Genomic DNA, 25,137 nt, shown 5'->3' on the forward strand with positions numbered 1-25,137 from the left:
TTTTACTTTTTATACTCTGTTGTCAAATAATTCAGACATTCATTGGCGGAATGTGTAAAAAAAAATTTACAATCAAATTTTACAAAAATTTTATTTTAAAAAGTGATATTGATTGTTTAATATTCTGAAGTTTTTAATTTGCCACGTATGCTGCCGATCCTTATTAATAAACAATTGAAATTAGATATTGGCATACATTTTGCATTAGTATTAGTCGAAGTACAAAGCTCTAAAATTCAAAAAGAAAGGGAGGCATATTAAAAATAATAGATGTGAAAAACATATCCTAATAATTTAAAAGGAGAGTATTAACATGAGTCAAATAACTCGTAAGGATGTTCCAGAAGAAAAGTCTTGGAATCTTGCTGATATTTTCAGTTCTGATGAGGAATGGGAGCGTTCCTACTCAGTACTTGACAAAGACTTTGATGAAATACTAAAAGAATCGATTTCTTTAAATGATGCAAAAGAAACAGTTGAATTAATAAAAAGGTATGAGCAATTACTAGGTGCATTAGATCGTACCTCATGTTATGCAATGTATAAATACTCTGAAGATGAATCAGATTCTTTAAATCAAAATATGATGGGGCGTTCGCAAATCCTTGTTGGGAAAGGCAATAATGTCACAATGAAAGTTGTGAATGCTTTATTACATATTCCGAAAGAGAAGCTTGATCAATATATTATTGAAGAAGTAGAACTGCTTTCATTTAAGAGATTTTTAGAAAGGATCGAGGAAAAGCGGAAACATTCTTTGACACCAGAAATGGAAGAAGCATTAGCTTCCCTATCTCAAACATTTAAAACACCAGAATCCCTATTTCTTACTGTAACATCTTCAGATATAAAATTTGCCCCAGCCACTGACAGAAATGGGAAAGAGGTTCCTGTTTCCATTCATATGTACTTTACTCAAATAGAAACATCTCCAGACACTATTTTACGAAGAAATGCCTATCAATCGTTATCAGATGGATTAAAGAAATACCAGCATGGTCTGGCAAAAACATTAGCCGCCGAAATAAATAAAAATGTAGCACTGGCTAAGTTAAGAGGGTTCCGGTCGGCGATAGATATGCTGCTTCAATATTCATCGCCTGGAACACAAATTTACTCAGCCGATGGAATTTCATCCGAATTTTTTGAAAGTATATTAGATACTTTTCGCACTGAACTTTCACCGCATATGCAAAGATATGCTAAATTGAGAAAACGTCAACTCGGATTAGATCAATTAATGTTTTCCGATGTGAAGGCACCGTTAGATCCTGATTTTGACCCGCCAATTAGTTATCAGGAGGCCGGAGAGATCATTACTGCAGCAGTTGGTGTACTAGGACCAGAATATCAGGAGCATATGCAGCGTGTATTCACAGAAAGATGGGTATACAGGGGTGACAATGTTGGCCGAAGAATGATTGCGTTTGGAGGCGGAGTCCATGGTGTTCATGGGTATTCCTTCTATCCTTGGGGAGGAAATCTATTCGATCTGATGCTTCTAAGCCATGAGCTAGGGCATACGATGCATTATTCGCTATCTGCAGAAAATCAACACTTTATTAACAATGCCCAATCATTATTATTTGCTGAAGCACCTTCAACCATGCATGAACATCTTGTTGTTGACTATTTGCGGGAAAATAGAGACGATCCGAGATTACATCGGTGGTTAAATATGTATTTAATGATGAGCTACCATCATAATTGTGTCACACATGTTCTTGAAGCTGAGCTGCTGCGCAGACTTTATAAAATTGCGGAAAGCAGTGTGCCGTTAACAACTTCAATCATTAGTGAAACGAAAGGAAAGATACTGTCTGAATTTTGGGGAGATACGGTGGAAATTGATGAGGGAGCAAAATTGACTTGGATGAGGCAGCCTCATTATTATATGGGACTTTATCCATTCACATATTCTGTTGGAATATCGGCGTCAACGCTTGTTGCTCAGCGAATAAAGGCAGAAGGGCAAAGTGTTGGTGAACAATGGACAGAGGTTGTCAAAAAAGGCGGAAGTATGAATGGACTTGATCTATATAGAATGGCGGGACTAGATATGTCAACTACCGAGAACCTGAAGCTTGCCATTGCAAATATAGGAAGGATAGTTGATGAGTTGGAACAAAGCTTTTAAGGGATCCTAGCAATCTTTCAATATCATACAATAGGAGGACAATATGGAATTCATTATAACAAATGTAAAAATGCTGTATGGAGAAGAATTAAAAATGTTAGAAGATCATGCGCTTTTAATTAAGGATGGAACCATTGGACAAATAATGCCAAATTCCGAAATTCCAACTGATATACCCAAAATAGATGGGAAGGGAAACTACCTAATTCCAGGATTGATTGACTTGCACGTCCATATAATGTGGGACGGATCTATCAACCCAGTTCGTACAACAGAAACTGAAGGATATGAACAAATGTTAATCAGGGCGGTTTCGAATTGCCAACAATATATTCAAAATGGAATTACGACTGTAAGAGACATTGGTTCAATTGATGACATCGCTATTCATGTAGCAAAAGCAATTAAACGAGGGCTTATTCAGGGGCCGAATTTAATAGCCAGCGGCAAGACTTTAACGATGACTGGAGGCCACGATCCATTTTGGGCAAGATTTGTTGACGGAAAAGAAGAAGCACTAAAAGGTGTTCGTGAACAAATATTTAAAGGTGCTGAGGTTATTAAAGTAAGTGCAACGGGCGGAGTATATGGCAGAACTGATGGTGAAGAAGTAGGAAATGCGGAACTTAGTATGGAGGAACAACAGGTTATTTGTCATGAAGCACACAAGTTTGGTTTGAAAGTTGCTTCTCATGCAATTGGCAGGGAAGGTATTTACAACTCAATCCTAGCTGGAGTTGATACTATTGAACATGGCCATTATTTAGATGACGAATTAATTCATCTTATGGAAGAACGTAATGTTGCTTGGATCCCAACACTTTTTGTTTATAAACAGATAGCTACAGCAGAGGGTATACCCGAGTATGCCAGGGCAAAGGCTATTGAAATTGTCAATATTCATGCTAATGCCTTTCGGTCATATTTTAATAGAAATATTTTAATTGGGGCGGGTTCAGATGCAGGTTCACCTTGTACATCCCATAAAGCACTATTAAATGAATTATATACGATGTATGAGCTTGTACCAGACACAAAGCAAATACTTAAAACAGCCACAATAAATGCTGGAAAAATATTAGATCGAAAGGTTGGGCAGATACAAGAGGGTTATAAAGCCGATTTAATCATTCTTAAAAATAACCCATTAATAGATTTAAAATACCTTGAAGACATAATAAGTGTAGTTTACAAAGGAAATATACTCCATATAGAAAGTGAACAGTTCGTTGCTGCTCTTTAATAATTTCATATATAAAATAGTTAACATCTTTGGAATGATTCATACGTATAAAAAAGGTGAAATAATTTTGGGGATAGTATGCTCACTATCCCCTTTTTTTGATTAGCTTATTTTTATATTTGAACTTTGAATAACATTGTTTGCATAAAGTCTTTCCCAAATTTCATACATTTCTTTTCTGCCTTTATCAATTTCTGGGTTAAATTGAATAGCCGCCTGTTCGCGGACAATATGGACATTTTGCACGGCTTGCTCCAGTTTTTCTTCAATGGCTGTACCGCCTTTACCAGCATGTTTAGCAATAGAAAAACCAGCGATTGTGCCTTGGGCCATGGCGATTTTTCCGCTTTCAATTCCAGTAATATTCCCAGCAACATAAAGACCTTCAAGCGGGGTTTCCATCGTTTCTGAATGATGGGGAACATGGCCTCCAAGCTCAGGAATGTATTGGAATGGGCAGCCGGCAACAGCAGTAAGCTCTGCAAGTGGATATAAACCGCCTGCAATACAGACGAAATCGGCATCATATATAGTTTCCGTGCCAGGAATGATGTTTCCATACTCATCAGTATCAGCTGCTCGAACCCCTTCTACTTGTTCGGTTCCGATAATTTCTAAAGCAGCTTTTTTAAGTAGCAGAGGTGTCCCATTTACTTTTACCCCATTTTTAGGGAAAAATTTCATCCCCATTTTACGGAACCAATCATTTTTCATGAAACGACTTCCCATTCGCAGTAGAGGGGATGGAGCAAGATGTGCTGCATTTAGCAGTGATTTCATAACTTCTTCTGGTTCTCCTGCTTTCCCGCTCAATGGGCCTTTTTCTGGAAGTATAATTCGATCTACATGAATACCGGCTAATTGTAATTCATTTAAAATGGCAAAGGCCAAAATATTAGCTCCTATAATGATCCCTTTCTTACCTACTTGGACACGGTGAACGTTTGTCATGACTTGAGCTGCGCCAATGGACATAACGCCAGGAAGAGTCCAGCCTGGAAGAGGAATTGGGTACTCTGCAGCCCCAGTCGCTACTAGTACATGAGGAGCTGTCAAAGTACCAATGCTCGTATGTACATTCCATAATTCATCGTTCTTTTCCAAGTTGTAGACTGATACTCCGCATCGAATGTCGACTGCTAATTTTTTCGCTTCTTGATGAAGTCTCTCTGATTCCTTTATGCCGTTCCACCATTCGCCAGACGGTTCTTGGTGAAGCTGGCCTAGTAATCTGCCCCCGGGTTTCACAAATTCATCAATGACGGTTACCTTCAGACCTGAAGAAGCACTTGCAATGGCTCCAGCTAATCCAGCAGGCCCCGCTCCAATAATAATAACGTCCATCATTGCTGCTCCACCATCTTTCTAACAATATTAGGAAGATGCTTTCCGCTTTCAACGACCATGTCTTTTTCAACAACAGTTAGACAAGCTCTTACGTTTGCCTGATGATTAACTGTGACTCGGCATTCCATACAGTGGCCAATATTGCAGTAAAATCCCCGAGGTGTCCCGCAGTCCTCATGAACCCGCAGTTTTCGAATTCCATTTGCTAAAAGCGCAGCAGCAATCGTTTCATTTTCAAATGCTTCAATCGTTTTCCCATCAAATGTAAAGGGGATGGCTTTTCTATCTTCTAATTTCCCTAAAATAGGGTGATTTATGATTCTAGTCATTATTTTCACCTACTGTTCCAAATGTTACCGGACGAATCGGCGGCTGGTATTTTAATGGGATATCACCTTGAGAAATATTAGGAATGACATCTTCAATAATTCTATCTAAAGGAATTCTGCATGTGCGACCGCCGCAAAAACCCATACCTGCTCTTGTTCGCAATTTTAATTCCCTAGCTGTGCATTGATGTTCCTCTGCCGTGGAACGCAGATCGCCATAGGTAACTTCTTCACAGCGGCAGATTACAATGGCCTCTTTGTTGTTCATTTGGAAACCTCCTCTATTTTCTAACTATAAAAAATACTATGCAAAAATCGTACCAAATTTAGAGGGAGGGCATTAACTAAGACCGAGACGCTTTAGTCTATTATATAAGGTAGCTCTCGTAATACCGAGTCTTTTGGCACATTCAAGTTTATTTCCATTAGCAATTTGAAGTGCTTTTTCTAGCACTCTTTTCTCATGCTGATCCATTTCTTCTTGCAGAGGAAGGATGGTATTGTCCATTTCAAAGGAATCACTTTGTTCAGTCATTGTATCTATATGGTTATCTATTGGATGAGAATGAAAAGGCAAATATTCCTTTTTAATTGATCCATCTGTCGCAAAGACAACGAGGCGTTCAACAACATTCCGAAGCTCACGAATATTTCCCGGCCAATCATAACGCAGCATTTCCTGCAAAACCTCTTGTGAGAACTGATGAATCGGTCTCTGATATAGAATCGAAAAATCGTTTAAAAAATAATGAGTGAGTTCAATAATATCTTCCCGTCTTTCTCTTAAAGGGGGGATCTGCAAACTAACGACATTTAACCGGTAATACAGATCTTCGCGAAATTGCCCTTCGTTCATTAAATCTATTAAATTTCTATTTGTAGCGGCAATTACACGAAAATCTGTTTCAATTTCTTTTTCCCCGCCAACTCGATAAAATTTCCTCTCCTGCAGGACTCGAAGCAGTTTAACCTGCATTTCAAGCGGCAATTCGCCAATTTCATCCAGGAACAGTGTGCCGCCTTTTGCTAATTCAATTTTGCCTTTCTTACCTTTTTGATCAGCGCCAGAGAAAGCTCCGCGTTCATATCCAAAAAATTCACTTTCAAATAATGATGCAGGAATAGCACCACAGTTTATCGAAATAAATGGTGAATCAGCTCCTTCGCTCGATTCATGAATGGCTTTGGCGAACACTTCCTTGCCGACACCGCTTTCTCCCAGTATCAAAACAGTTGATTTAACGGAGCACACCTTTTTTGCCATTTGGACTGTTCGCTTAAGCGCAGTACTGCTTCCTTTAATTAAACTAAACGGGTCAACGGAATGTTTATATTTTGCAACCTCCTGTTCCAAACGATGAACTTCTGTTGACATATTGAATAATTTTTCGTTAAGGACGACCTGATTTGTTACATCTGTCTCCGACACAACTGCGCCAATGATTTGGTCATTAAAATATACCGGATTTGAATTAATTAGAACGAATAAATCCGATCGGGGCTGATGATGCTGACGGGAAATTCTTTTTCCCATATGTAATGACTGCAGAATTTCAAGGTCCTTATGCTCGAAGAAATTAGTAATGGGCTGTCCTAAAATCTCCCTTTCTTTCACTGAAAAGATTTTTTCGGCCCCTTCAGTCCATGTACATACACGCTCTTGTGCATCGACTACCGTGACAGAGGCATCCATTGTTCTCGTAACAGTTTCATAGAAAGCTTTTAGTTGATTGTAAGAATTATTGAGGAAATAAATAATTTCGGCCGCGGTTATATAGCCAATTGGCTGTTTATCACAATCTAAAACAACGACTGTTGATACTTGAGAATCCGCTGGTACTAAAGCTTCAAATGAATCATTGATACTGACTGCCGTACTGCGGGCTTCATCAACGGAATACTCACCAGCTCTTTCAAAAATATTTTCGCAAGCTATTAATTGAATTAAATTATTTTCGATCATTTTTTTTATCGGTGGTAATGAAAACATAATTTCCCCTCCAAACGTGTAAAAAAATATACACACTGTAAAAAATATTATACATAAGTTTATCAAATTTTTTTGAAATTCAAAATAGGTTGATCCGGAATTTTTAAAAAACAGGTAGAGATTGTCGATTTTGTTAATATAAGCTTTTTGGCACGTTACTTGCAATAGAAAAGTAAAGGCAACTAAGCGAAGGGAGATTGAGTATGTGAAACATTGTGATGTGTTAGTCATTGGCGGCGGAATTATGGGCTGCTCCATCGCCTATTATACTTCTAAATCTGGAAAAGACGTAACGATCCTTGAAAAAGGAGAATTTGTCAGTGGAACATCATCAAGATGTGACGGGAACATCCTTGCCATTGATAAAGATCCGGGTTTTGACAGTCAAATGTCGTTAGTCAGCCAGAAATTAGTAGATGAGTTAAGCAGAGAATTAGAGCATAAATTTGAATACCGTGCACCAGGAAGCATTCTTGTATGCGAGTCAGAGGAGGAAATGGAGGCAGCACAGAAATGGGTTAACCGTCAAAAAGAGGCTGGTCTGCCATTCCGGATGCTTGACCGTCAGGATATTCGCCAGGACTCCAAGTTTTTTGCAGATGATTTATTAGGCGGTTTAGAATGTGCGACTGATTCCACCGTTAACCCTTATATGCTTGCTTTTTCTCTGCTAGACGCAGCAAAGAAACTTGGGGCAAAAGCGTATAAGCAAACAGAAGTGAAATCAATGAAAAAAGAAGAAAACGGAACTTTCACTGTGGAAACAACAAATGGCACTTTTACTGCTAATCATGTTGTCAACGCAGCAGGGATTTGGGCTCCAAAGTTGGGAGAAATGCTGGATCTGCGAATTCCAATTGAGCCGAGAAAAGGTCATATTATTGTTGCATCAAGGCAGGAGCACGTAGGTTCGCGGAAGGTCATGGAGTTCGGCTACTTAATTTCTAAATTTGGCGGACAGCGCCGGGTTGACCCTTTAACAGAGAAATATGGGGTGGCACTTGTCTTTGAACCAACTGAGAGCCAAAACTTCCTTATTGGCAGCAGCAGGGAGTTCGTCGGATTCAATTTAAAAGTAAATAATGAAATCCTTAAATGCATTGCCAATCGTGCGATCCGCTTTTATCCGAAAATGGCGGATATGATGGTTATCCGTTCCTATGCAGGCTTGCGGCCATGGACAGAGGACCATTTGCCAATCGTTTCTAAAGTGGACCATATTCCAAACTATTACATAGCGGCTGGTCATGAGGGAGATGGAATTAGCCTTTCAGCTGTTACAGGAAAAGTCATTGAAGAGCTCATTAATAATAAGGAAACTTGTATTCCTGTTGAGCCGCTAAGTTATAACCGGTTTAAAGAAAGGGTGTTGACCATTTGAAGGCAAATAGAGTCTTTACAACGATCGATACACATACAGGCGGGAATCCAACGAGGACATTGATTAGCGGTCTTCCAGAACTAAAGGGAGAAACAATGTCTGAAAAAATGCTCCACATGAAAAGAGAGTATGATTGGATTCGTAAATTACTAATGAATGAGCCAAGGGGCCATGATGTCATGTCTGGAGCATTATTAACGGATCCATGTCATCCTGATGCAGATATTGGTGTGATTTATATAGAAACAGGCGGTTATTTGCCAATGTGCGGACATGACACAATCGGTGTTTGTACAGCATTAATTGAGTCGGGATTAATTCCTGTTCAAGAGCCTGTTACTTCAATTAATTTAGATACTCCTGCTGGGCTAGTAGAAGTGGAGATTACAGTTGAAAACGGAAAAGCAAAAGAGGTTTCTTTTTGCAATATCCCCGCTTTTCTATTAAAAAGTGTTTCCGTTGATGTTGAGGGCATCGGGCAAGTGGATGCCGATATCGCTTACGGGGGCAACTTCTATGCCATTATTGATGCAAAATCAGTTGGATTAGAGCTAGTACCGGAACATGCATCAAAAATCATTGAAAAGGCAATCAAAATTAGAAATACGATTAACGAAGAAACTGAAATTGTTCATCCAGAACATTCATTTATTAGGGGATTAACGCATGTTGAGTTTTTTACAGAGCCTACCCATGAAGAGGCAGATGTGAAAAATACAGTCATTGTTCCCCCGGGAGGAATCGACCGCTCACCATGTGGAACCGGTACATCTGCCAAACTGGCAACGCTCTATTCAAAACAAGAAATTGGCATTGGTGAAGAATTTGTTCACGAAAGCATTGTTGGCTCATTATTCCGGGGCCATGTTCTTGAGGAAACAAACGTCAATGGAGTGCAAGCAGTAGTGACGAGAATTGCTGGATCAGCTTGGCTCATGGGCATGCATAAATTCTTTTATAACGAAGATGATCCGCTTAAAGAAGGATTTCTCCTCATTCCCCCAATGGAGGAACATGAAATGGAGGACGTGAAATGAAAATTCAAAAGGCTTATACAGCAACAGATGTTCACGTAGCCGGTGAAGCTTTTCGCATGATCAAAGATGTGCCATTTATTCATTATGAAAGCTTGGAGCAATTAGATGAACAGTTTTTTCATGCATATGCCGATGAAATCAAGCTTTTATTAAACGAGCCCCGCGGATTTGCTGGCTTAAATGGCTGTCTTGTGCTTCCGCCATTTAACAGGGAAGCGGATGCAGCAGTTGTCTTTTTTAACCACGAACAAACAGTGCCATTGAATCATGCTGGGGCAGTGGCAGTGATCACTGCATTATTAGAATGTGGTCATTTATCACCAAAAGAATCGAATGAGTACACTTTAGAAACTGTTAGTGGTGCTATAAAGGTTAACGCAATAATGAAGGATGACGAGGTGGTTTCCGTTAAGTTAGAAACGAACCCTAGTCAAGTTGTTCAAACGAATGTTTCATTGAACCATAACGAATTACAAACAGAGTACGCCCTTGTACAGGCAGATCAATTATATGCCATTTTTAATAATAAGGATGTCAAGTTCCAGCTTCATTTGGATGATCTTGCTGATGTACAAAGCTGGGGACAGGCAGTAAATGAAGCAATTGCATCTAACGAATCGATTCAGAGGATCGTATTAGTGGATGATTCTGAAATAGAAACAGGAAGAATCAAGACGGTTACCTTCCGCAGAGATAACTTTATCGTCCGTTCACCAGGCTTTGGGACGACTTCAGCCTGCTATGCAAGTCTGCTTTCTAGTGGCGGAGTTTCAAAGGAACAGCCAATTGAAAATGAAAGTATTTTTAATAGCTTACTAACTGCCCAATTAGCAGATCAAAATGACAGCGGATTTGCGTTTACATTTACAAGCCGCGGTTTTATTACTGGCATGCAGACATATGTATTAGATCCAACAGATCCTTTAGCTGCAGGGTTTTTATTAAAATAACTAATTAATAGGAGGAAATTGAACATGACAACAATTAGAGGAGCTTATCCAGTATTAATTACACCAATGACAGAGGCACAGGAAATTGACTGGGGCGGAGTAAAAAATAATGTTAATTACTTCGTTGACCAAGGTGTTTCAGGTCTTGTTATTAACGGAAGTACTGGAGAATTTGTAAGCTTGTCAAAAGAAGAGAAGTTTCAAATGGTAGAAACAGTATTAAAAGAGGTTAACGGGCGTATCCCGGTTATCGTAGGAACTGCAGCAGAAACAACAAAAGAAACGATCGAATATACGAAGCAGGCAGAAGCACATGGTGCTGCAAGTGCCTTAATTATTAATCCTTATTATATGAAGCCTAAGGAAAATGAAATCTACTACCATTTCAAAGAAGTCTCAGATGCTGTTAATATTCCTATCATGCTTTATAACAATCCATTCACTTCTGGTGTGAATATGAGCACAGAATTAATGCTGCAAATCGGAAGAGAATGCGAAAACGTTACACATATTAAAGAATCAAGTGGAGAGATTGGTAAAGTAAGAGATCTTGCAAGACAAGGAAAAGGCGATTTCGAAGTGTTCTGCGGAGCAGAGGAACTTGTTATGGAATCTTATTTCGTTGGCGCAACAGGCTGGATTTCAGTTGCTGGTAATATCGTTCCTAAGCTTGTAACAGATATGTTCAGCCATTTCCAAAATGGAGAAATTGAAAAAGCATGGGAAATTAATGATCGTATTCTTCCGCTTTGCTCATTCTTAGAAGGCTCAGGTAAATATGTACAAATCGTTAAGAGAGCTATGGACCTCCAAGGATTGGCTGGCGGGCCTGCACGTTATCCGCGTTTAGGCTTATCACAAGAGGAAGAGCAAAAGCTAAAAGAACTTCTTGCTAGTTTAGAAACTATCAAAAACTAAGTTTAATGGAGGAGAGAGAACATGCAAGCGACAAATTTTACGTTGAAACCGAAAGTACAGGAATTTTTAGATGGTGTAAAAGGTCTTTATATCAACGGTGAATATGTGCAAGCTGCCAGTGGTAAAACATTTACTGTCGTCAATCCAGCTAACGAAGAGGTCATCGCGGAAGTAAGTGAAGCACAAGAAGATGATATTGCTGTTGCGGTAGCGGCTGCAAGAAAGGCATTTGATGAAGGCGAATGGAGAAAAATGGATGCGGCCGAGCGTTCACATCTAATCTATAAATTTGCGGATCTATTAGCAGAGAACCGTGAAGAGCTTGCACAGCTAGAATCATTAGATAATGGAAAACCATACAAAGTCGCGCTTTCGGATGATGTAGACGGAACTGTTCAGCACTTCCGATATTACGCTGGCTGGGCTACGAAGGTTTTTGGGAAGACAACTAATATTTCGAAAGATTATGTCACCTACACACTTCATGAGCCAGTTGGCGTTGTGGGCCAAATTATTCCATGGAACTTCCCTCTTGCCATGGCTGCGTGGAAGCTTGGGTCGGCACTTGCTGTTGGCTGTACGGTCGTCATTAAGCCAGCAAGCGAAACACCGCTATCCCTTCTTTATATTGGAAAACTATTTAAAGATGCTGGTTTTCCAGATGGTGTTGTGAATATCGTGCCAGGGTCGGGTAGAATTGCTGGCGAAGCGATTATCACGCATAAGGATGTCGATAAAGTCGCATTCACTGGTTCAACAGCTGTTGGAAAAGAAGTGATGAAAAAAGCTGCTGAGCAAATAAAGGGCGTTACACTAGAACTTGGCGGTAAATCACCAGCCATTATTTTAGAGGATGCTAATTTCGATGAAGCAATAGAAGGCGCATTTAATGGAACGATGTACAATCATGGACAAAACTGTAGTGCTTGCACACGTGTATTTGTACATCGAAGTCAATATGATCATGTCGTAGAAGCTTTAGCAGAGCGAGCGAACGCACTAAAAGTTGGTCCTGGCATGGATCCTGAAACAGATATGGGACCACTAGTTTCAGCAAAACAGCAACAAACCGTTCTTAATTATATCGAACAAGGAAGGAAAGAAGGAGCACGCCTTGTAGCAGGCGGAGAAAAAGCCTTTGATAAAGGCTATTTTGTACAGCCAACTATTTTTGCTGATGTAGAAGATCATATGGTCATTGCCCGTGAAGAAATTTTCGGTCCTGTTATGTCCATCTTCGTTTTCGACACGATTGACGAAGTCATTAAACGTGCGAACGATAGTGATTACGGCTTAGCTGCAAGTGTTTGGACAGAAAATATTAAGAAAGCTCACTACATTGCAGGCAAGCTGCAATCAGGCACAGTCTGGATTAATGATTTTGGCCTTGAATGGGAAACAATGCCTTTCGGCGGGTACAAACAATCAGGAATCGGCCGTGAAATGGGTGGAGAGTACGGCTTGCAAAACTATACTGAAGTGAAAAGTGTCTTTGTTAATATCAAGCAGTAACTTATAAATAATGTTAAAAAGAACGGGCAGCTTTTTTGAAAAAGCTGCCCGTTTTTTTATTTACATAATGTTTTCGAGAACTGTCCCCATAATTTTGAATTACAACCTCATTAAAATAAATTTTTACACCATTAAAAAAAATTATACAATCTTGTGTAAAAAAAAATATACAACAAAATAAAAGTATAATTCGAAAGAGTGAGTACAGTAATTATATTTTGAATTTTAACTATTTTTGTCGAAGTTGGTATAAAAATTGCATTAATAAAGATAAATCCAAATCACTTGCTAAAGACTCTACACTAAAAATGGAGGTGTTTAAAATGGGGAAATACGTTCTCGGAAGAATCGGCTATATGATCATTACCTTTTTTGTTATTTCAACCTTTACCTTTTTTCTCATGCAGACTTTACCTGGCTCGCCATTTAATGATGAAAGACTATCCGAGTCACAAAAGGAAAAACTTTATGAGCGGTATGGATTGGATGAACCAGTCCCTATTCAATATGTAAAGTACATGTCAAATATTGTTAAAGGGGATTTTGGTGTTTCATTCCAATATGACGGTCGTGCAGTTACTGATATTATCGGGGAGAGAATTGGGGCTTCTGCCGTTTTAGGAGCACAATCAATACTCGTTGGATGTATCATTGGCCTACTCCTTGGGATCATTGCTGCGGTTAAACATAATACCGCAATTGATTATATGGCAATGGTGATCGCCGTAATCGGATTATCTGTTCCTAACTTTGTTTTTGCAGGTCTATTGCAATATTGGGTAGGAGTTCGTTTACAATGGCTCCCAGTTGCTTTTTGGGAAGGCTTTGAGTATTCCATCCTGCCAACCATTTCATTATCCGTCTTTGTTATTGCCACCATTGCAAGGTTCATGAGAACAGAAATGCTTGAAGTATTAGGACAAGACTTTATCATGACCGCTAAAGCAAAAGGGCTAAATCATTTTTCCATTATCCTAAAGCATGGACTTAGAAATGCTGCAATTCCCATTGTTACCATACTAGGACCACTGACTGTCAATCTCATGACAGGAACATTAGTTATTGAAAAAATATTTAGTGTCCCTGGCCTTGGTGAACAGTTTGTTAAATCTATTATGACGAATGACTTTTCGGTCATAATGGGTGTGACTTTGTTCTATAGTGTCCTGTTTATTGCTGTCGTGCTAATCGTTGATATTTTATACGGGTTGATTGACCCGAGGATCCGGTTATCTGGGGGGACGAAATGATGATGCTTAATAATAAGGAAGTCATAATCACAGACGAGATGTTCCAGCCGGCTGTTTCCGAGCAAAGTCCAGAGGCCATTACACGTCCAGCCATGACATATTGGAATGAGGTTTGGAGGCGCTTTCGAAAAAATAAAGCGGCTTTTACAGGATTAATTCTCATTACTATTATTCTTGGTTTAGCTATTTTTGGTCCGTATGCGAATGGGCATGGTTATGATGAACAAGATCTGACTAGGGCCAACTTGCCTCCAAAAGTTCCTGGGTTAGAGCATGTCTCATGGTTAGGTTTTAATGGGGTCGATATTCAAGGAGTGGACCGCTATGAAGCAGGCGGTATAACGGAATATTTCTGGTTTGGCACAGATAATTTAGGAAGAGATTTATGGACAAGAGTTTGGGAAGGAACACGGATCTCCTTATACATTGCCTTTTTAGCAGCTACTATTGATTTAATTTTCGGTGTTGCCTATGGAGGAATTTCCGCTTATTACGGCGGACGAATTGATAATATTATGCAAAGAATTGTGGAAATTTTAGTTGGGATTCCGAGCTTAATCGTAGTTATATTACTGATTCTCGTTTTACAGCCAGGAATCGTTTCCATTACGTTAGCGATGGTTATTACAGGATGGGTTGGCATGGCGAGAATTGTACGCGGGCAAATTTTAAAGCTAAAGGAGCAAGAGTATGTTTTAGCTTCTAGGACGCTTGGTGCACGAGATAGACGCTTAATTTGGAAGCATTTAATTCCAAATTCGATGGGTCCGATTATTATTACAACAATGTTCACGATTCCAACGGCTATTTTTACTGAGGCTTTTTTAAGCTTTATCGGATTAGGGCTGCAGCCCCCAACGGCTTCACTTGGAACACTGATAAATGATGGATATAAATTGATGCGAATTTATCCGCATATGCTCGCTTTTTCTTCGATTATTATCAGCATGATCATGATTAGCTTCAATTTGATCGGGGATGGACTTCGAGATGCCTTAGACCCTAAAATGCGCAAATAGGAGGATATGAATGTGGAAAAAATACTCGATGTTAAAAACTTGCAAGTATCCTTTGATACGTATGCTGGGGAAGTAAAGGCTGTGCGTGGAGTCTCCTTTCATCTGAATAAGGGAGAGACGCTTGCTATTGTTGGGGAGTCAGGCTCTGGAAAATCAGTAACCTCTAAAAGCCTAATGAAGTTAATTCCGAATCCTCCGGGAAGAATTTCAGGAGGAGAAATTATTTTTGAAGGAAATGACTTGGTTAAATACTCAGAAAAGCAAATGCAGAATATTCGCGGTTCAGAAATAGCGATGATTTTCCAAGATCCGATGACATCACTTAACCCGACAATGACAGTTGGCAAACAAATCATGGAGAGTATTGTGAAGCATCAAAAGCTTTCTAAGAAAGATGCGAAGGAAAAAGCGATTGAGCTGTTAAGTATGGTCGGAATCCCAAAGCCGGAAAAACGATTGACATCATACCCGCATCAATTCTCTGGCGGGATGAGACAAAGGGTTGTCATTGCAATGGCTATTTCCTGCAATCCAAAAGTATTAATTGCGGATGAACCAACAACAGCTCTTGATGTAACCATTCAGGCGCAGATTCTTGAGCTATTAAAGGATTTACAGAAAAAATTAGATATGTCCATTATTTTTATTACCCATGATTTAGGGGTTGTTGCCAATATTGCCGACCGTGTGGCAGTTATGTATGCTGGAAAAATCATTGAAATCGGAACAGTGGAGGAGATTTTTTATAGTCCCCAGCATCCTTATACTTGGGGTCTCTTAGGAGCAATGCCGAATTTGAATGAAAGAGCAGAGGAGCTTACGACCATTCCTGGTACACCGCCGAATCTTATTCATCTGCCTGTAGGCGATGCATTTGCCAATCGGAATAAATATGCGATGAATATTGATTTTCAGTTCGAGCCTCCAATGTTTAAGGTATCAGATACTCATTATGCAGCCACATGGCTTCTTCATGAAAAATCGCCAAAGATCATGCCGCCTGATGTTCTTAAAAAGCATAGAGAAGAAGGTCCGAAAGAAAAACAAAAGGAACGATTAGCGAAGCAGAAAGAAAAAAAGGAAAAACTTCTTGAAATCCAGAACTTAAAGCAATATTTTTCATCAGGCTCCAATGTAGTGAAGGCAGTGGATGGGATTAGTTTTGATATTTTTAAAGGAGAAACATTCGGACTTGTAGGAGAATCTGGCTGTGGAAAATCTACAACAGGCCGCACGATTATTGGACTATATGAAGCATCAGACGGAAAGATTCTCTACAACAATGAAAATATTAATAAGAAAAAGTCCTTTAGTGAGGCGCAGAAACTAAATCAAAAAATTCAAATGATCTTTCAAGACCCATATTCATCATTGAATCCAAGACAGACAGTTGCAGATATTATTGCTGAAGGTCTAGATATTCATGGCCTTTCTTCTAGTAAAAAAACAAGGATGGAAAAAGTTTATGAATTACTTGAAACGGTGGGTCTAAACCGGGAGCATGCGAACCGGTATCCGCATGAATTCAGCGGAGGACAGCGTCAAAGAATTGGGATAGCAAGGGCGCTGGCAGTAGAGCCAGAATTTATTATTGCCGATGAGCCTATATCTGCCCTTGATGTTTCCATTCAGGCTCAAGTCGTGAATTTATTGAAAAAGCTTCAAAAAGAAAAAGGGCTGACTTATCTATTTATTGCCCATGATCTTTCCATGGTGAAATATATTAGCGACCGAATTGGAGTTATGTATAAAGGAAGACTAGTAGAATTAGCGGAAAGTGATGAGCTATACGATAATCCTTTACATCCATATACGAAATCACTTCTATCAGCTATCCCTTTACCTGATCCGGCAACAGAGAAAACACGTACAAGAATGAAATTTGATTCTAGCTTTGTTTGGAATGGTGAAGGAGAGGAGCCAATACTCAGAGAAGTAAAGGCTGGTCATTGGCTGGCATGTACGGAACAGGAATATGAGGAATACAAGAATCAAAACACTGATGTCATCTAAGCGGAAATTGGAAGTATCGGGGGGAAAGCAATGAAAAAATCAATCTACATCATTTTGATATCATTAGGTATTTCATTCATTGCAACCTCCTTTACTAATGGGGATAAATGGATTGACTTTATCAACTCTCTGTTTTTTATCTCTATCATACTGCTAATGTTAGGTGGGATTCTAGTCGTACTTAAGGGCGGGATGTTTGATGGAATCATTTATAGCTTTCGGCGTTTTTATAGACGAACATCTAAGCTTGAGAATTATATCACAGAGCAAACTGGAGAATTACAAAACACCCCTAAGAATAGTTTAAGTGGTTTATCAGTTCATCCCATTCTTATTTCTGGTACTGCCTTATTTTTATTTTCACTTTTTGCTGCGTATTTATGATGAGAAAATTTCAACGGGAGGAATTACAAATGAAAAGACTAGAAAAATTGAGAGAAATGTTTGATGGGTTTGGAATTGATGCATTGCTGATTACGAATGATCAAAACCGCAGATATCTAACAGGTTTTACGGGAACGGCCGGATTAGTATTGATAACGAAGGAAGAAGCATTGTTATTAGTAGATTTTCGCTATGTAAAACAAGCAAATGATCAGGCAAAAGATTTTTCCATCGTTCAAGTAAGCACAAAAGCGGAATTGCTCGCTGAAGTTGTTCGACAAACAGCGCAGCTAAATATTTCAAAGCTTGGCTTCGAACAAACTCACATGAGTTTTTATTCTTATTCCGAGTATCAAGTCCAATTAAAAGCAGAAATGGTCCCTCTTACAGGAGCAATTGAAATGCTTCGAATGATTAAGGATGAAGAGGAGATAAGCATTATTAGAGAAGCGGCAGAAATAGCGGATGCCGCATTTACACATATTCTTGAGTTTATTAAACCCGGAATCAAGGAAATAGAAGTTTCCAATGAATTAGAGGCATATATGAGAAAGCTTGGGGCCACTTCCTCCGCTTTTGATACAATCGTTGCGTCAGGACACCGCGGTGCTTTTCCTCATGGTGTGGCGAGCTCAAAGGAAATTGAAAAAGGCGATATGGTAACGCTGGATTTTGGTGCTTACTATAAGGGCTACCGTTCCGATATAACGAGAACGATTGCAGTTGGGGAACCGAAGGAAGAATTAATAGACATTTATCATATCGTTCTAGAGTCGCTTTCAACAGCCTTAGCCGGTATAAAACCCGGAATGACTGGAAAAGCAGCAGATGCTTTATCAAGAGATTTTATTACAGAAAAAGGCTATGGCAAGCAATATGGCCACGGCTCAGGTCATGGTATTGGATTGGATATTCATGAAGAGCCGTTCAAAAATACAAAGTGTGAGATTGTGATTGAGCCTAATATGGTCCTCACTGTTGAACCAGGCATCTATATTCCAGAACTTGGAGGAGTCCGTATTGAAGATGATATTCTTATCACCCAGTCCGGAATTGAAATTATCACGAAATCTCCAAAGGAATTAATTGTTTTATAGCAGCAATGCAAAAAAAACATATAAAAAAGGGGCAATTCCAATGAAAATCAAATGCACTATCATTCTTGCTTTCATGCTTTTATTAAGTTCCTTTTTAACAGGCTGTTATGGAGGAGAAAGTAAGCAAACAACTACAACTACAACTACAACTTCTGAAGGAGATAGCGGCAAAGAAGAAGTTGAAACAGCAAGTGAGCAAGTCCTTAACCTCGTTGAAGGCGGGGAACTGCCAACCCTTGATACGCTAGGACTATTCGATGCACTATCAAGCAGAACGATGAATAATATTTTTGAGGGACTTTACAGACTTGACGAATCTCATGCACCTGTACCAGGTATGGCAGAAAGCTATGAGCTAAGTGAGGATGGAAAAGTTTATACATTCAAAATCCGTTCAGATGCAAAATGGAGCAATGGAACAGCTGTAACGGCAAAGGATTTCGAATTTGCATGGAAGAAGGCAATCAATCCTGACACTCTTTCAACCTATTCTTACCTTTTCAATGACATTAAAAATGCTGCAGCAATCCAAGATTCCGAAAATAGCTTATTTGGAAAGGTAGATGAATTAGGCGTTAAAGTAATAGATGAGCAAACATTGCAAATTGAACTAGATCATCCAGTACCTTACTTTTTAAGTCTTGTTACTTATCCAGTATTTTTTCCGCAAAATAAGGAATTTGTGGAATCTCAAGGGGATCAATATGCCCTAGAAGCAGCAACTCTAATATATAACGGTCCTTTCGTATTAGATTCTTGGGAGCATGAGGTTGGCTGGACATATAAGAAAAATCCAAGCTATTGGGATGCTGCAACAGTTAAGTTAGATACCATCAATGTCAAAGTTGTTAAAGAAGCAGCAACAAGGGTTAACCTGTATGACACAGGAAAACTTGATTTAACTGAGATCGCTTCTGAATTTATTGGCCAATATGCAAATACACCAGAATTCCATACATTGCTGAAGCCAGAAGTATTCTTTATCCGCATGAATCAACAGAATAAATACCTGGCTAATGTGAATATCCGTAAGGCAATCGATATGGGATGGGATAAGAAGGCTGCTGCAGAAAGCCTGTTAAATAACGGATCTGTGCCTGCTTATTATTTAGTACCTAAAGAATTTGCGTTTGATGAAAGCGGGAACGACTTCCGTGCAAAATACGCAGGCTTTAATAATGAAGGAATCGAGAAAGCAAAGGAATATTGGGAAAAAGGGTTAGAAGAGCTGGGTATTGATAGCGTTGAGTTAGAATTCCTAAGCTACGACAGCGAGGAAAGAAAACGCGTCAGTGAATATTTCAAAAATCAGTTAGAGACCAATTTGCCAGGTCTAACGATTAAAATCAATCAGCAGCCTAATAAGCAAAAACTAGCCCTAGAATCAAGCCTGCAATATGATCTAACTTATTCTGGATGGGGCCCGGATTTCCAGGACCCAATTACATTTATGGATCTTTATCTGTCTGATGGCCCATATAACTGGTCAAATTACGGGAACGAGAAATTCGATGCTCTTATAACAGAGGCAAAAACAAATCCAACTGATGTTCAAAAAAGATGGGAAAATATGCAGGAAGCTGAAAGAATCCTTATCGAAGAGGACGCAGCTATTTCTCCGATGTACCAATCTGGTCTTGCCCAGTTGAAAAAGCCATATGTTAAAGGATATGTAGCTCATCCATTCGGAGTATTTGCTTCGTATAAGTGGACTTATATTGAAGGGAAATAATGTTGTATGTTCTTAGTCTGTGTCTATTCTAATGGCGCGGACTAAGAACATGAAAAGGATTTTATATAAATGAAGTTCCAACTGGATCGAATAAAATTATTTAAATTGGAGGGAGTCTCATGAACTTCAGCAAAATGTTTACAACGGTTGATTTGCATGTTGCAGGAGAACCGCTGCGTGTGATTACAGGCGGATTTCCAGAAATAAAAGGGGAGACACAGCTGGAAAGACGCGCCTATTGTATGGAGCATTTAGATCATTTGCGTGAAACTTTAATGTACGAACCGCGTGGCCATCATGGAATGTATGGCTGCATCATTACTCCTCCGGCAAGTCCGCATGCTGATTTCGGGGTGCTGTTTATGCATAATGAAGGATGGAGTACGATGTGCGGTCATGGGATTATCGCTGTGATGACGCTCGGCATTGAAACAGGAATGTTTGATCTATCAGGCGGAAAAGAAAAATTTATTATCGATAGCCCAGCTGGCGAAGTAGTTGCTTATGCAAAATATAATGGAAATCAAGTAGAATCCGTTTCATTTGAAAATGTCCCTTCTTTTGTTTATAAAAAGGAAGTTCCAGTAAAAATTGACGGCTATGAATTTACTGTTGATATTGCTTATGGAGGCGCTTTTTACGCTGTTGTTGATAGTAAGGAAATGGATTTGAAAGTAAACTTTAAAGATGTAGCGGCTCTTCAAACATGGGGCGGGAAAATCAAACATTACATCGAAAGCCAAATGGAAGTCAAACATCCGCTTGAGCCTGGATTAAAAGGAATCTATGGAGTTATTTTTTCAGACGAGCCGAATAAAGATGGTGCAGATCTACGGAATGTGACGATTTTCGCTGATGAACAAGTTGACCGTTCCCCATGTGGAAGTGGAACCACTGCCAGAGCTGCAACGCTCGTTGAGCAAGGCCGTCTAAAAGAGGGAGAAAGCTTTGTCCATGAGTGCATTACTGATGGCCAATTTATTGGCGAAATTTTATCACTCACTAAAGTTGCAGATTATGACGCAGTTATTTCAAAAGTATCCGGGCAGGCTTATATTACCGGATTCCATCAATTTGTCGTAGATCCAAGGGATCCGTTGAAGCAAGGATTTTTATTAGCCTAATAGGTGTTCTTAAATTTGAATGGACAGAAGCCGATTGTATTTTGATACATTCGGCTTTTGTGTGTTTATCTGCATAATTTATCATAAAAGCAGTTAATCTAATTACTTGACATAATTAACATATAAAAATATAATTACTTACATAAAGTAACTAATTTATTATAAGTGGAGGGTGAAGTAAAAAATAATTTAAAGCTGTTGACAATCAAAAATAAATATATTATTATTGTCTCGTATTCAAGATAAATGATTTAAGGATTTATCGATTGATAATAAAGAAATGAAATTTATTATGCCGCAACTATTCGAAATTGATTAAATTATAATTTCACACGAAGTAACTATTTTTTCGCCTGAATATCTCAGGTTTGAGATTCTTGAAAGGCAGAGGAATAAGGTGTAATTATATTTGAAAAACTAATAAAAGTGCGGCAATAGCAATAATCTTTTTTTGAACTACGGCGAGAACTTCACAGTAAACCGTGATTGGAAATAAGGAACAAAAAGGCAGAGCACAATGCCTATTTAAAGGGGTTGATGCTTTAATAATCTTCATAAGAAAAAGACATAATATTATAGGTGGTGCAGGAAAATGGGTTTTCTAAACAGACTATTTGGCGGAACAGACGAAAAGGATCAAAAGGAGGAAAATACAGTGACTAAATTAAATATTGGAATTATTCTAGGAAGCACACGTCAAGGACGTGTAAGCCCGCAAGTTGGAGAATGGGTAAAAGGAATTGCTGACAAACGTGGGGATGCAAATTATGAAATCGTTGATATTGCAGACTTTAATCTGCCGTTTTTGGGAACAACAGATGGTACAGAACCTGGAATTGCAGCATGGAATGAAAAGCTTGCTAACTTAGATGGATTCGTTTTCATCGTTCAAGAATACAATCACAGTATTACTGGAGCATTAAAAAATGCACTTGATTTTGCACGTGAAGCATGGAACAATAAAGCTGCAGGTATTGTAAGCTATGGTTCAACTGGTGGAGCTCGTGCTGCAGAACATTTACGAGGCATCATGGGAGAATTATTGATTGCGGATGTTCGCACACATCCAACATTGTCATTATTTACTGATTTCGAAAATATGTCAGAATTCAAACCAGCTGAGTTACACCTCAATAATGTTAATGACATGCTTGACCAAGTAAACGCTTGGAGCGGTGCATTAAAAACGATTCGATAAGAATCATATAAATGGGAGGGGATTTTCATCAATCCCTTCCCTTTTTGGTTTTATGAGAAATCTAGGAGGGAATAAAATGAAACAATTAAAATCAGAGCAAGAATATCGTGATCAAATTAAAAAGGATGAGCTTTCTGTGGGTGTTTTTACCACTACTTGGTGCCCTGATTGCAAAAGATTAGATATGTTTATTAACGATATCATCGAGGAAAATTCCGAAAAGCAATGGTTTACCATTGATCGAGATGAGTTCCCGGAAATTTCTGAGGAACAACAAGTAATGGGAATTCCATCTTTATTAGTTTTTAAAAATGGCGAAAAGCTTGCTCATTTACATAGTGCCAATGCAAAAACACCGGAGCAAGTAAAAGAATTCTTAAACAATTTATAAAAGATGAAACAGCTAATCAGACCAAGTGATTAGCTTTTTTTTGTGTGAAATCTTTCCCTTGTTCAACTTTTTTGCCCATTCGTTATTTTTATATAATAATGAAAAATCGTTGCTCTAGACCCACATACAGAACTGCTGATAAGATATGGGAGGGGTTGGAGGGGGGAGTTGCCATGGATCAACAAAGATATGAACAACTGAAAATGGGTGAACGCGGGGTTATCGTTAGCATCACTGCTTATATTATTTTATCTTTGCTGAAGCTGGTTATTGCAGCTGCGACTAACTCTGAAGCTCTCAAGGCAGATGGATTGAATAATGTGACAGATATTATTGCTTCAACGGCAGTCCTTATTGGATTGAAGCTTTCCCGAAAACCTCCTGACGATGATCATCCATATGGGCATTGGAAGGCAGAAAGTGTGGCAACATTAGTAGCTTCTTTTATTATGATGTCAGTTGGAATTCAAGTGTTATATGGGGCTGCTCACTCTTTTTTTGACATGGAAAAGAAAGCTCCAGATTTAATTGCAGCGTGGACAGGGATTTTTTGCGCTGTCGTCATGTTTGGTGTTTATCGATATAATCTTAAGCTTGCTAATCGAATTAATAGCCAATCCGTTACGGCTGCTGCTAAGGACAATTTATCCGATGCGTGGGTGAGTATCGGAGCGGCAGTTGGGATAATCGGGTCTCAATTTCATCTTCCATGGCTGGATCCGCTTGCAGCCATGATAGTGGGCATTCTTATTTGTAAAACAGCATGGGAGATTTTTCGGGAAGCCTCACATCATTTAACAGATGGCTTTGATGAAAAATTATTAGAGGACTATAAATCAACGATTCTAAATACCTTTGGAGTAAAGGGAATAAAAGAAATACGAGCAAGAAATTACGGAAATAATACAGTTGTCGACATCGTGATCCTCGTTAATTCAAAATTACACTTACAGGAAGCGCACGATATTTCAACCATTGTAGAGAACGTACTCATACAGGAACATGGTGTCTATGCAGTACATGTCCATGTTGAACCCAACTCTGTTACAGGACCAACTCAAAAAACATTAAATGATAAAAATAGTCTAACGGATTAGCAATTAGAAAGCTGAACCCGTTAGACTTTTTTTAGTAAAGAATGCCCTGATTATTTATCTTAATTTTTTTATACGCATATGGAGTCATGTTCATGGCATTTCTGAATAAATCAATATAATAGCTTGTACTATTAAAACCAACTTGATAAGCAACTTCAGTAACATTGAGATCACCTTGCTGCAGTAAATATAAGCTTTTTTGGATTCGATAATCCTTAACATAATTTAAAGGCGTACTATTTAAATACCGCTTGAAATATCGGCAGCATTCTGAACGGCTTAGCTGGCCAGCCCTTGCAATATCCTCCAGCATCATTTTTTCTGGATAATGCTGATGTATATAGCTTAACATTTGCTTCATTCTATGGCCCTTTACTATTTCAGTCTGAACATATTCTAGTTGAATCCCATTCACGATTAAATTTTTCCAAATGGATGTTAGCTGCATCGAGATATCAATTTCATAGTACGGTGGCTTTTGCTCAATATATTTGTGGATTTCCAAAATTGCATTTATAATCTTTTTCCCCCAAAGCTGATTTGCATCTACATATAGATAAGGTAAATTAGTAGCTTGAATATAGGGTTTTACATAGGGAGTATAGAGTTCTTGCGATAAAACAAAGTGAGGTGAAATATTTAAGCAAATATAAACACAACCCGACTGCTCTTTTTCCAGTGCCTTGTGTAAGCATCCACTATTGATAAACAGTCCATTGCCCTCTCGAACTACTATCTGGTCTTCATTAACTTGAAAAATAGCTTCCCCTTTTACAATTAACACAAATTGAATTTCGTCATGCCAATGAAGTGGAATATAGCCATGTATATTTTGTTTAATATTTGTCTCATAACATGCTATCGGCATGACGACTGTATGATGTTTGGTGAGCTCTTTTAAGCTTTCATCTATCACAAAGTTTTTCATTTGCATCACTAAAACCTCAATATATTTATATTTTTCTATTCAATAATAGTATTATTCTAA

22 protein-coding genes are annotated in these 25,137 nt (G+C 38.7%); 17 read left to right on the plus strand and 5 right to left on the minus strand.

Features of this window, described 5'->3' with window-relative positions:
• Nucleotides 1–313: 313 nt before the first annotated feature.
• Together AR328_RS06080 and AR328_RS06085 are read left to right on the plus strand one after the other, a co-directional pair.
• Nucleotides 314–2,137, plus strand: coding sequence for a M3 family metallopeptidase (locus AR328_RS06080; RefSeq protein WP_066291743.1), 1,824 nt, complete (start codon nucleotides 314–316; stop codon nucleotides 2,135–2,137).
• Nucleotides 2,138–2,180: 43 nt separating this feature from the next.
• Nucleotides 2,181–3,380: a metal-dependent hydrolase family protein gene (locus AR328_RS06085; RefSeq protein WP_066291749.1), complete on the plus strand. Its 1,200-nt coding sequence runs from the start codon at nucleotides 2,181–2,183 to the stop codon at nucleotides 3,378–3,380.
• Between the two features lie 102 nt (nucleotides 3,381–3,482).
• Here the strand turns inward: AR328_RS06085 and AR328_RS06090 are convergent, their stop codons facing one another.
• The 4 genes from AR328_RS06090 to AR328_RS06105 form a co-directional block, all read right to left on the minus strand.
• Nucleotides 3,483–4,727: an NAD(P)/FAD-dependent oxidoreductase gene (locus AR328_RS06090; protein WP_066291757.1), complete on the minus strand. Its 1,245-nt coding sequence runs from the start codon at nucleotides 4,725–4,727 to the stop codon at nucleotides 3,483–3,485.
• The gene (locus AR328_RS06095; RefSeq protein WP_066291760.1) at nucleotides 4,724–5,056 is read right to left on the minus strand and encodes a (2Fe-2S)-binding protein; all 333 of its coding nucleotides are present in this window, start codon (nucleotides 5,054–5,056) and stop codon (nucleotides 4,724–4,726) included. The genes AR328_RS06090 and AR328_RS06095 overlap by 4 nt, the downstream gene beginning before the upstream one ends.
• On the minus strand, nucleotides 5,049–5,324 hold the full coding sequence (locus AR328_RS06100) for a (2Fe-2S)-binding protein (protein ID WP_066291766.1): 276 nt from the start codon (nucleotides 5,322–5,324) through the stop codon (nucleotides 5,049–5,051). Before AR328_RS06100 ends, AR328_RS06095 begins: the two co-directional genes overlap by 8 nt.
• A gap of 72 nt (nucleotides 5,325–5,396) precedes the next feature.
• Nucleotides 5,397–7,049 carry a sigma-54 interaction domain-containing protein gene (locus AR328_RS06105; RefSeq protein WP_231734773.1) on the minus strand — a complete coding sequence of 551 codons (1,653 nt, stop codon included), beginning with the start codon at nucleotides 7,047–7,049 and terminating at the stop codon, nucleotides 5,397–5,399.
• 202 nt (nucleotides 7,050–7,251) lie between these two features.
• Between AR328_RS06105 and AR328_RS06110 the strand changes: the two genes are divergently transcribed.
• The 15 genes from AR328_RS06110 (at nucleotide 7,252) to AR328_RS06180 (ending at nucleotide 24,149) form a co-directional block, all read left to right on the plus strand.
• Complete coding sequence (locus AR328_RS06110; protein ID WP_066291774.1) at nucleotides 7,252–8,427, plus strand: NAD(P)/FAD-dependent oxidoreductase; 1,176 nt, start codon at nucleotides 7,252–7,254, stop codon at nucleotides 8,425–8,427.
• Complete coding sequence (locus tag AR328_RS06115) at nucleotides 8,424–9,464, plus strand: proline racemase family protein (RefSeq protein WP_066291777.1); 1,041 nt, start codon at nucleotides 8,424–8,426, stop codon at nucleotides 9,462–9,464. The genes AR328_RS06110 and AR328_RS06115 overlap by 4 nt, the downstream gene beginning before the upstream one ends.
• A complete protein-coding gene (locus tag AR328_RS06120; protein ID WP_066291780.1) occupies nucleotides 9,461–10,414 on the plus strand; it encodes a proline racemase family protein in 954 nt (317 codons plus the stop codon). Before AR328_RS06115 ends, AR328_RS06120 begins: the two co-directional genes overlap by 4 nt.
• Nucleotides 10,415–10,438: 24 nt before the next feature.
• A complete protein-coding gene (dapA, locus tag AR328_RS06125; protein ID WP_066291785.1) occupies nucleotides 10,439–11,332 on the plus strand; it encodes a 4-hydroxy-tetrahydrodipicolinate synthase in 894 nt (297 codons plus the stop codon).
• Between the two features lie 21 nt (nucleotides 11,333–11,353).
• On the plus strand, nucleotides 11,354–12,844 hold the full coding sequence (locus AR328_RS06130) for an aldehyde dehydrogenase family protein (RefSeq protein ID WP_066291788.1): 1,491 nt from the start codon (nucleotides 11,354–11,356) through the stop codon (nucleotides 12,842–12,844).
• Between the two features lie 323 nt (nucleotides 12,845–13,167).
• Entirely contained in the window at nucleotides 13,168–14,094 is a 927-nt protein-coding gene (gene opp3b / locus AR328_RS06135; RefSeq protein WP_066291790.1) for an oligopeptide ABC transporter permease, read from the plus strand.
• 2 nt (nucleotides 14,095–14,096) lie between these two features.
• Nucleotides 14,097–15,113 (plus strand): oligopeptide ABC transporter permease, encoded by a 1,017-nt coding sequence (gene opp3C / locus AR328_RS06140; RefSeq protein ID WP_442854435.1) that lies wholly within the window; start codon nucleotides 14,097–14,099, stop codon nucleotides 15,111–15,113.
• A gap of 12 nt (nucleotides 15,114–15,125) precedes the next feature.
• Entirely contained in the window at nucleotides 15,126–17,126 is a 2,001-nt protein-coding gene (locus AR328_RS23275) for an ABC transporter ATP-binding protein (RefSeq protein WP_082677138.1), read from the plus strand.
• Nucleotides 17,127–17,156: 30 nt separating this feature from the next.
• Entirely contained in the window at nucleotides 17,157–17,510 is a 354-nt protein-coding gene (locus AR328_RS06150) for a DUF3899 domain-containing protein (RefSeq protein WP_066291799.1), read from the plus strand.
• A 29-nt stretch (nucleotides 17,511–17,539) separates the two neighbouring features.
• Nucleotides 17,540–18,607 (plus strand): M24 family metallopeptidase, encoded by a 1,068-nt coding sequence (locus AR328_RS06155; protein WP_066291801.1) that lies wholly within the window; start codon nucleotides 17,540–17,542, stop codon nucleotides 18,605–18,607.
• Between the two features lie 40 nt (nucleotides 18,608–18,647).
• Entirely contained in the window at nucleotides 18,648–20,339 is a 1,692-nt protein-coding gene (locus tag AR328_RS06160) for a peptide ABC transporter substrate-binding protein (protein WP_066291972.1), read from the plus strand.
• A gap of 119 nt (nucleotides 20,340–20,458) precedes the next feature.
• Nucleotides 20,459–21,463: a proline racemase family protein gene (locus tag AR328_RS06165; protein ID WP_066291804.1), complete on the plus strand. Its 1,005-nt coding sequence runs from the start codon at nucleotides 20,459–20,461 to the stop codon at nucleotides 21,461–21,463.
• A 592-nt stretch (nucleotides 21,464–22,055) separates the two neighbouring features.
• Nucleotides 22,056–22,661, plus strand: a complete 606-nt coding sequence (locus AR328_RS06170) for an NADPH-dependent FMN reductase (RefSeq protein WP_066291807.1) — start codon at nucleotides 22,056–22,058, stop codon at nucleotides 22,659–22,661.
• Between the two features lie 76 nt (nucleotides 22,662–22,737).
• Nucleotides 22,738–23,052, plus strand: coding sequence for a thioredoxin family protein (locus tag AR328_RS06175; RefSeq protein WP_066291809.1), 315 nt, complete (start codon nucleotides 22,738–22,740; stop codon nucleotides 23,050–23,052).
• A 173-nt stretch (nucleotides 23,053–23,225) separates the two neighbouring features.
• Nucleotides 23,226–24,149, plus strand: a complete 924-nt coding sequence (locus AR328_RS06180; RefSeq protein ID WP_066291812.1) for a cation diffusion facilitator family transporter — start codon at nucleotides 23,226–23,228, stop codon at nucleotides 24,147–24,149.
• 31 nt (nucleotides 24,150–24,180) lie between these two features.
• Here AR328_RS06180 and AR328_RS06185 read toward each other — a convergent pair whose 3' ends face one another.
• Nucleotides 24,181–25,083, minus strand: a complete 903-nt coding sequence (locus AR328_RS06185) for an AraC family transcriptional regulator (protein WP_066291814.1) — start codon at nucleotides 25,081–25,083, stop codon at nucleotides 24,181–24,183.
• Nucleotides 25,084–25,137: the final 54 nt, after the last annotated feature.

It is taken from the genome of Bacillus sp. FJAT-29937 (genome assembly GCF_001509555.1).
In the GTDB taxonomy this organism is placed as follows: Bacteria; Bacillota; Bacilli; order Bacillales; family Cytobacillaceae; genus Cytobacillus.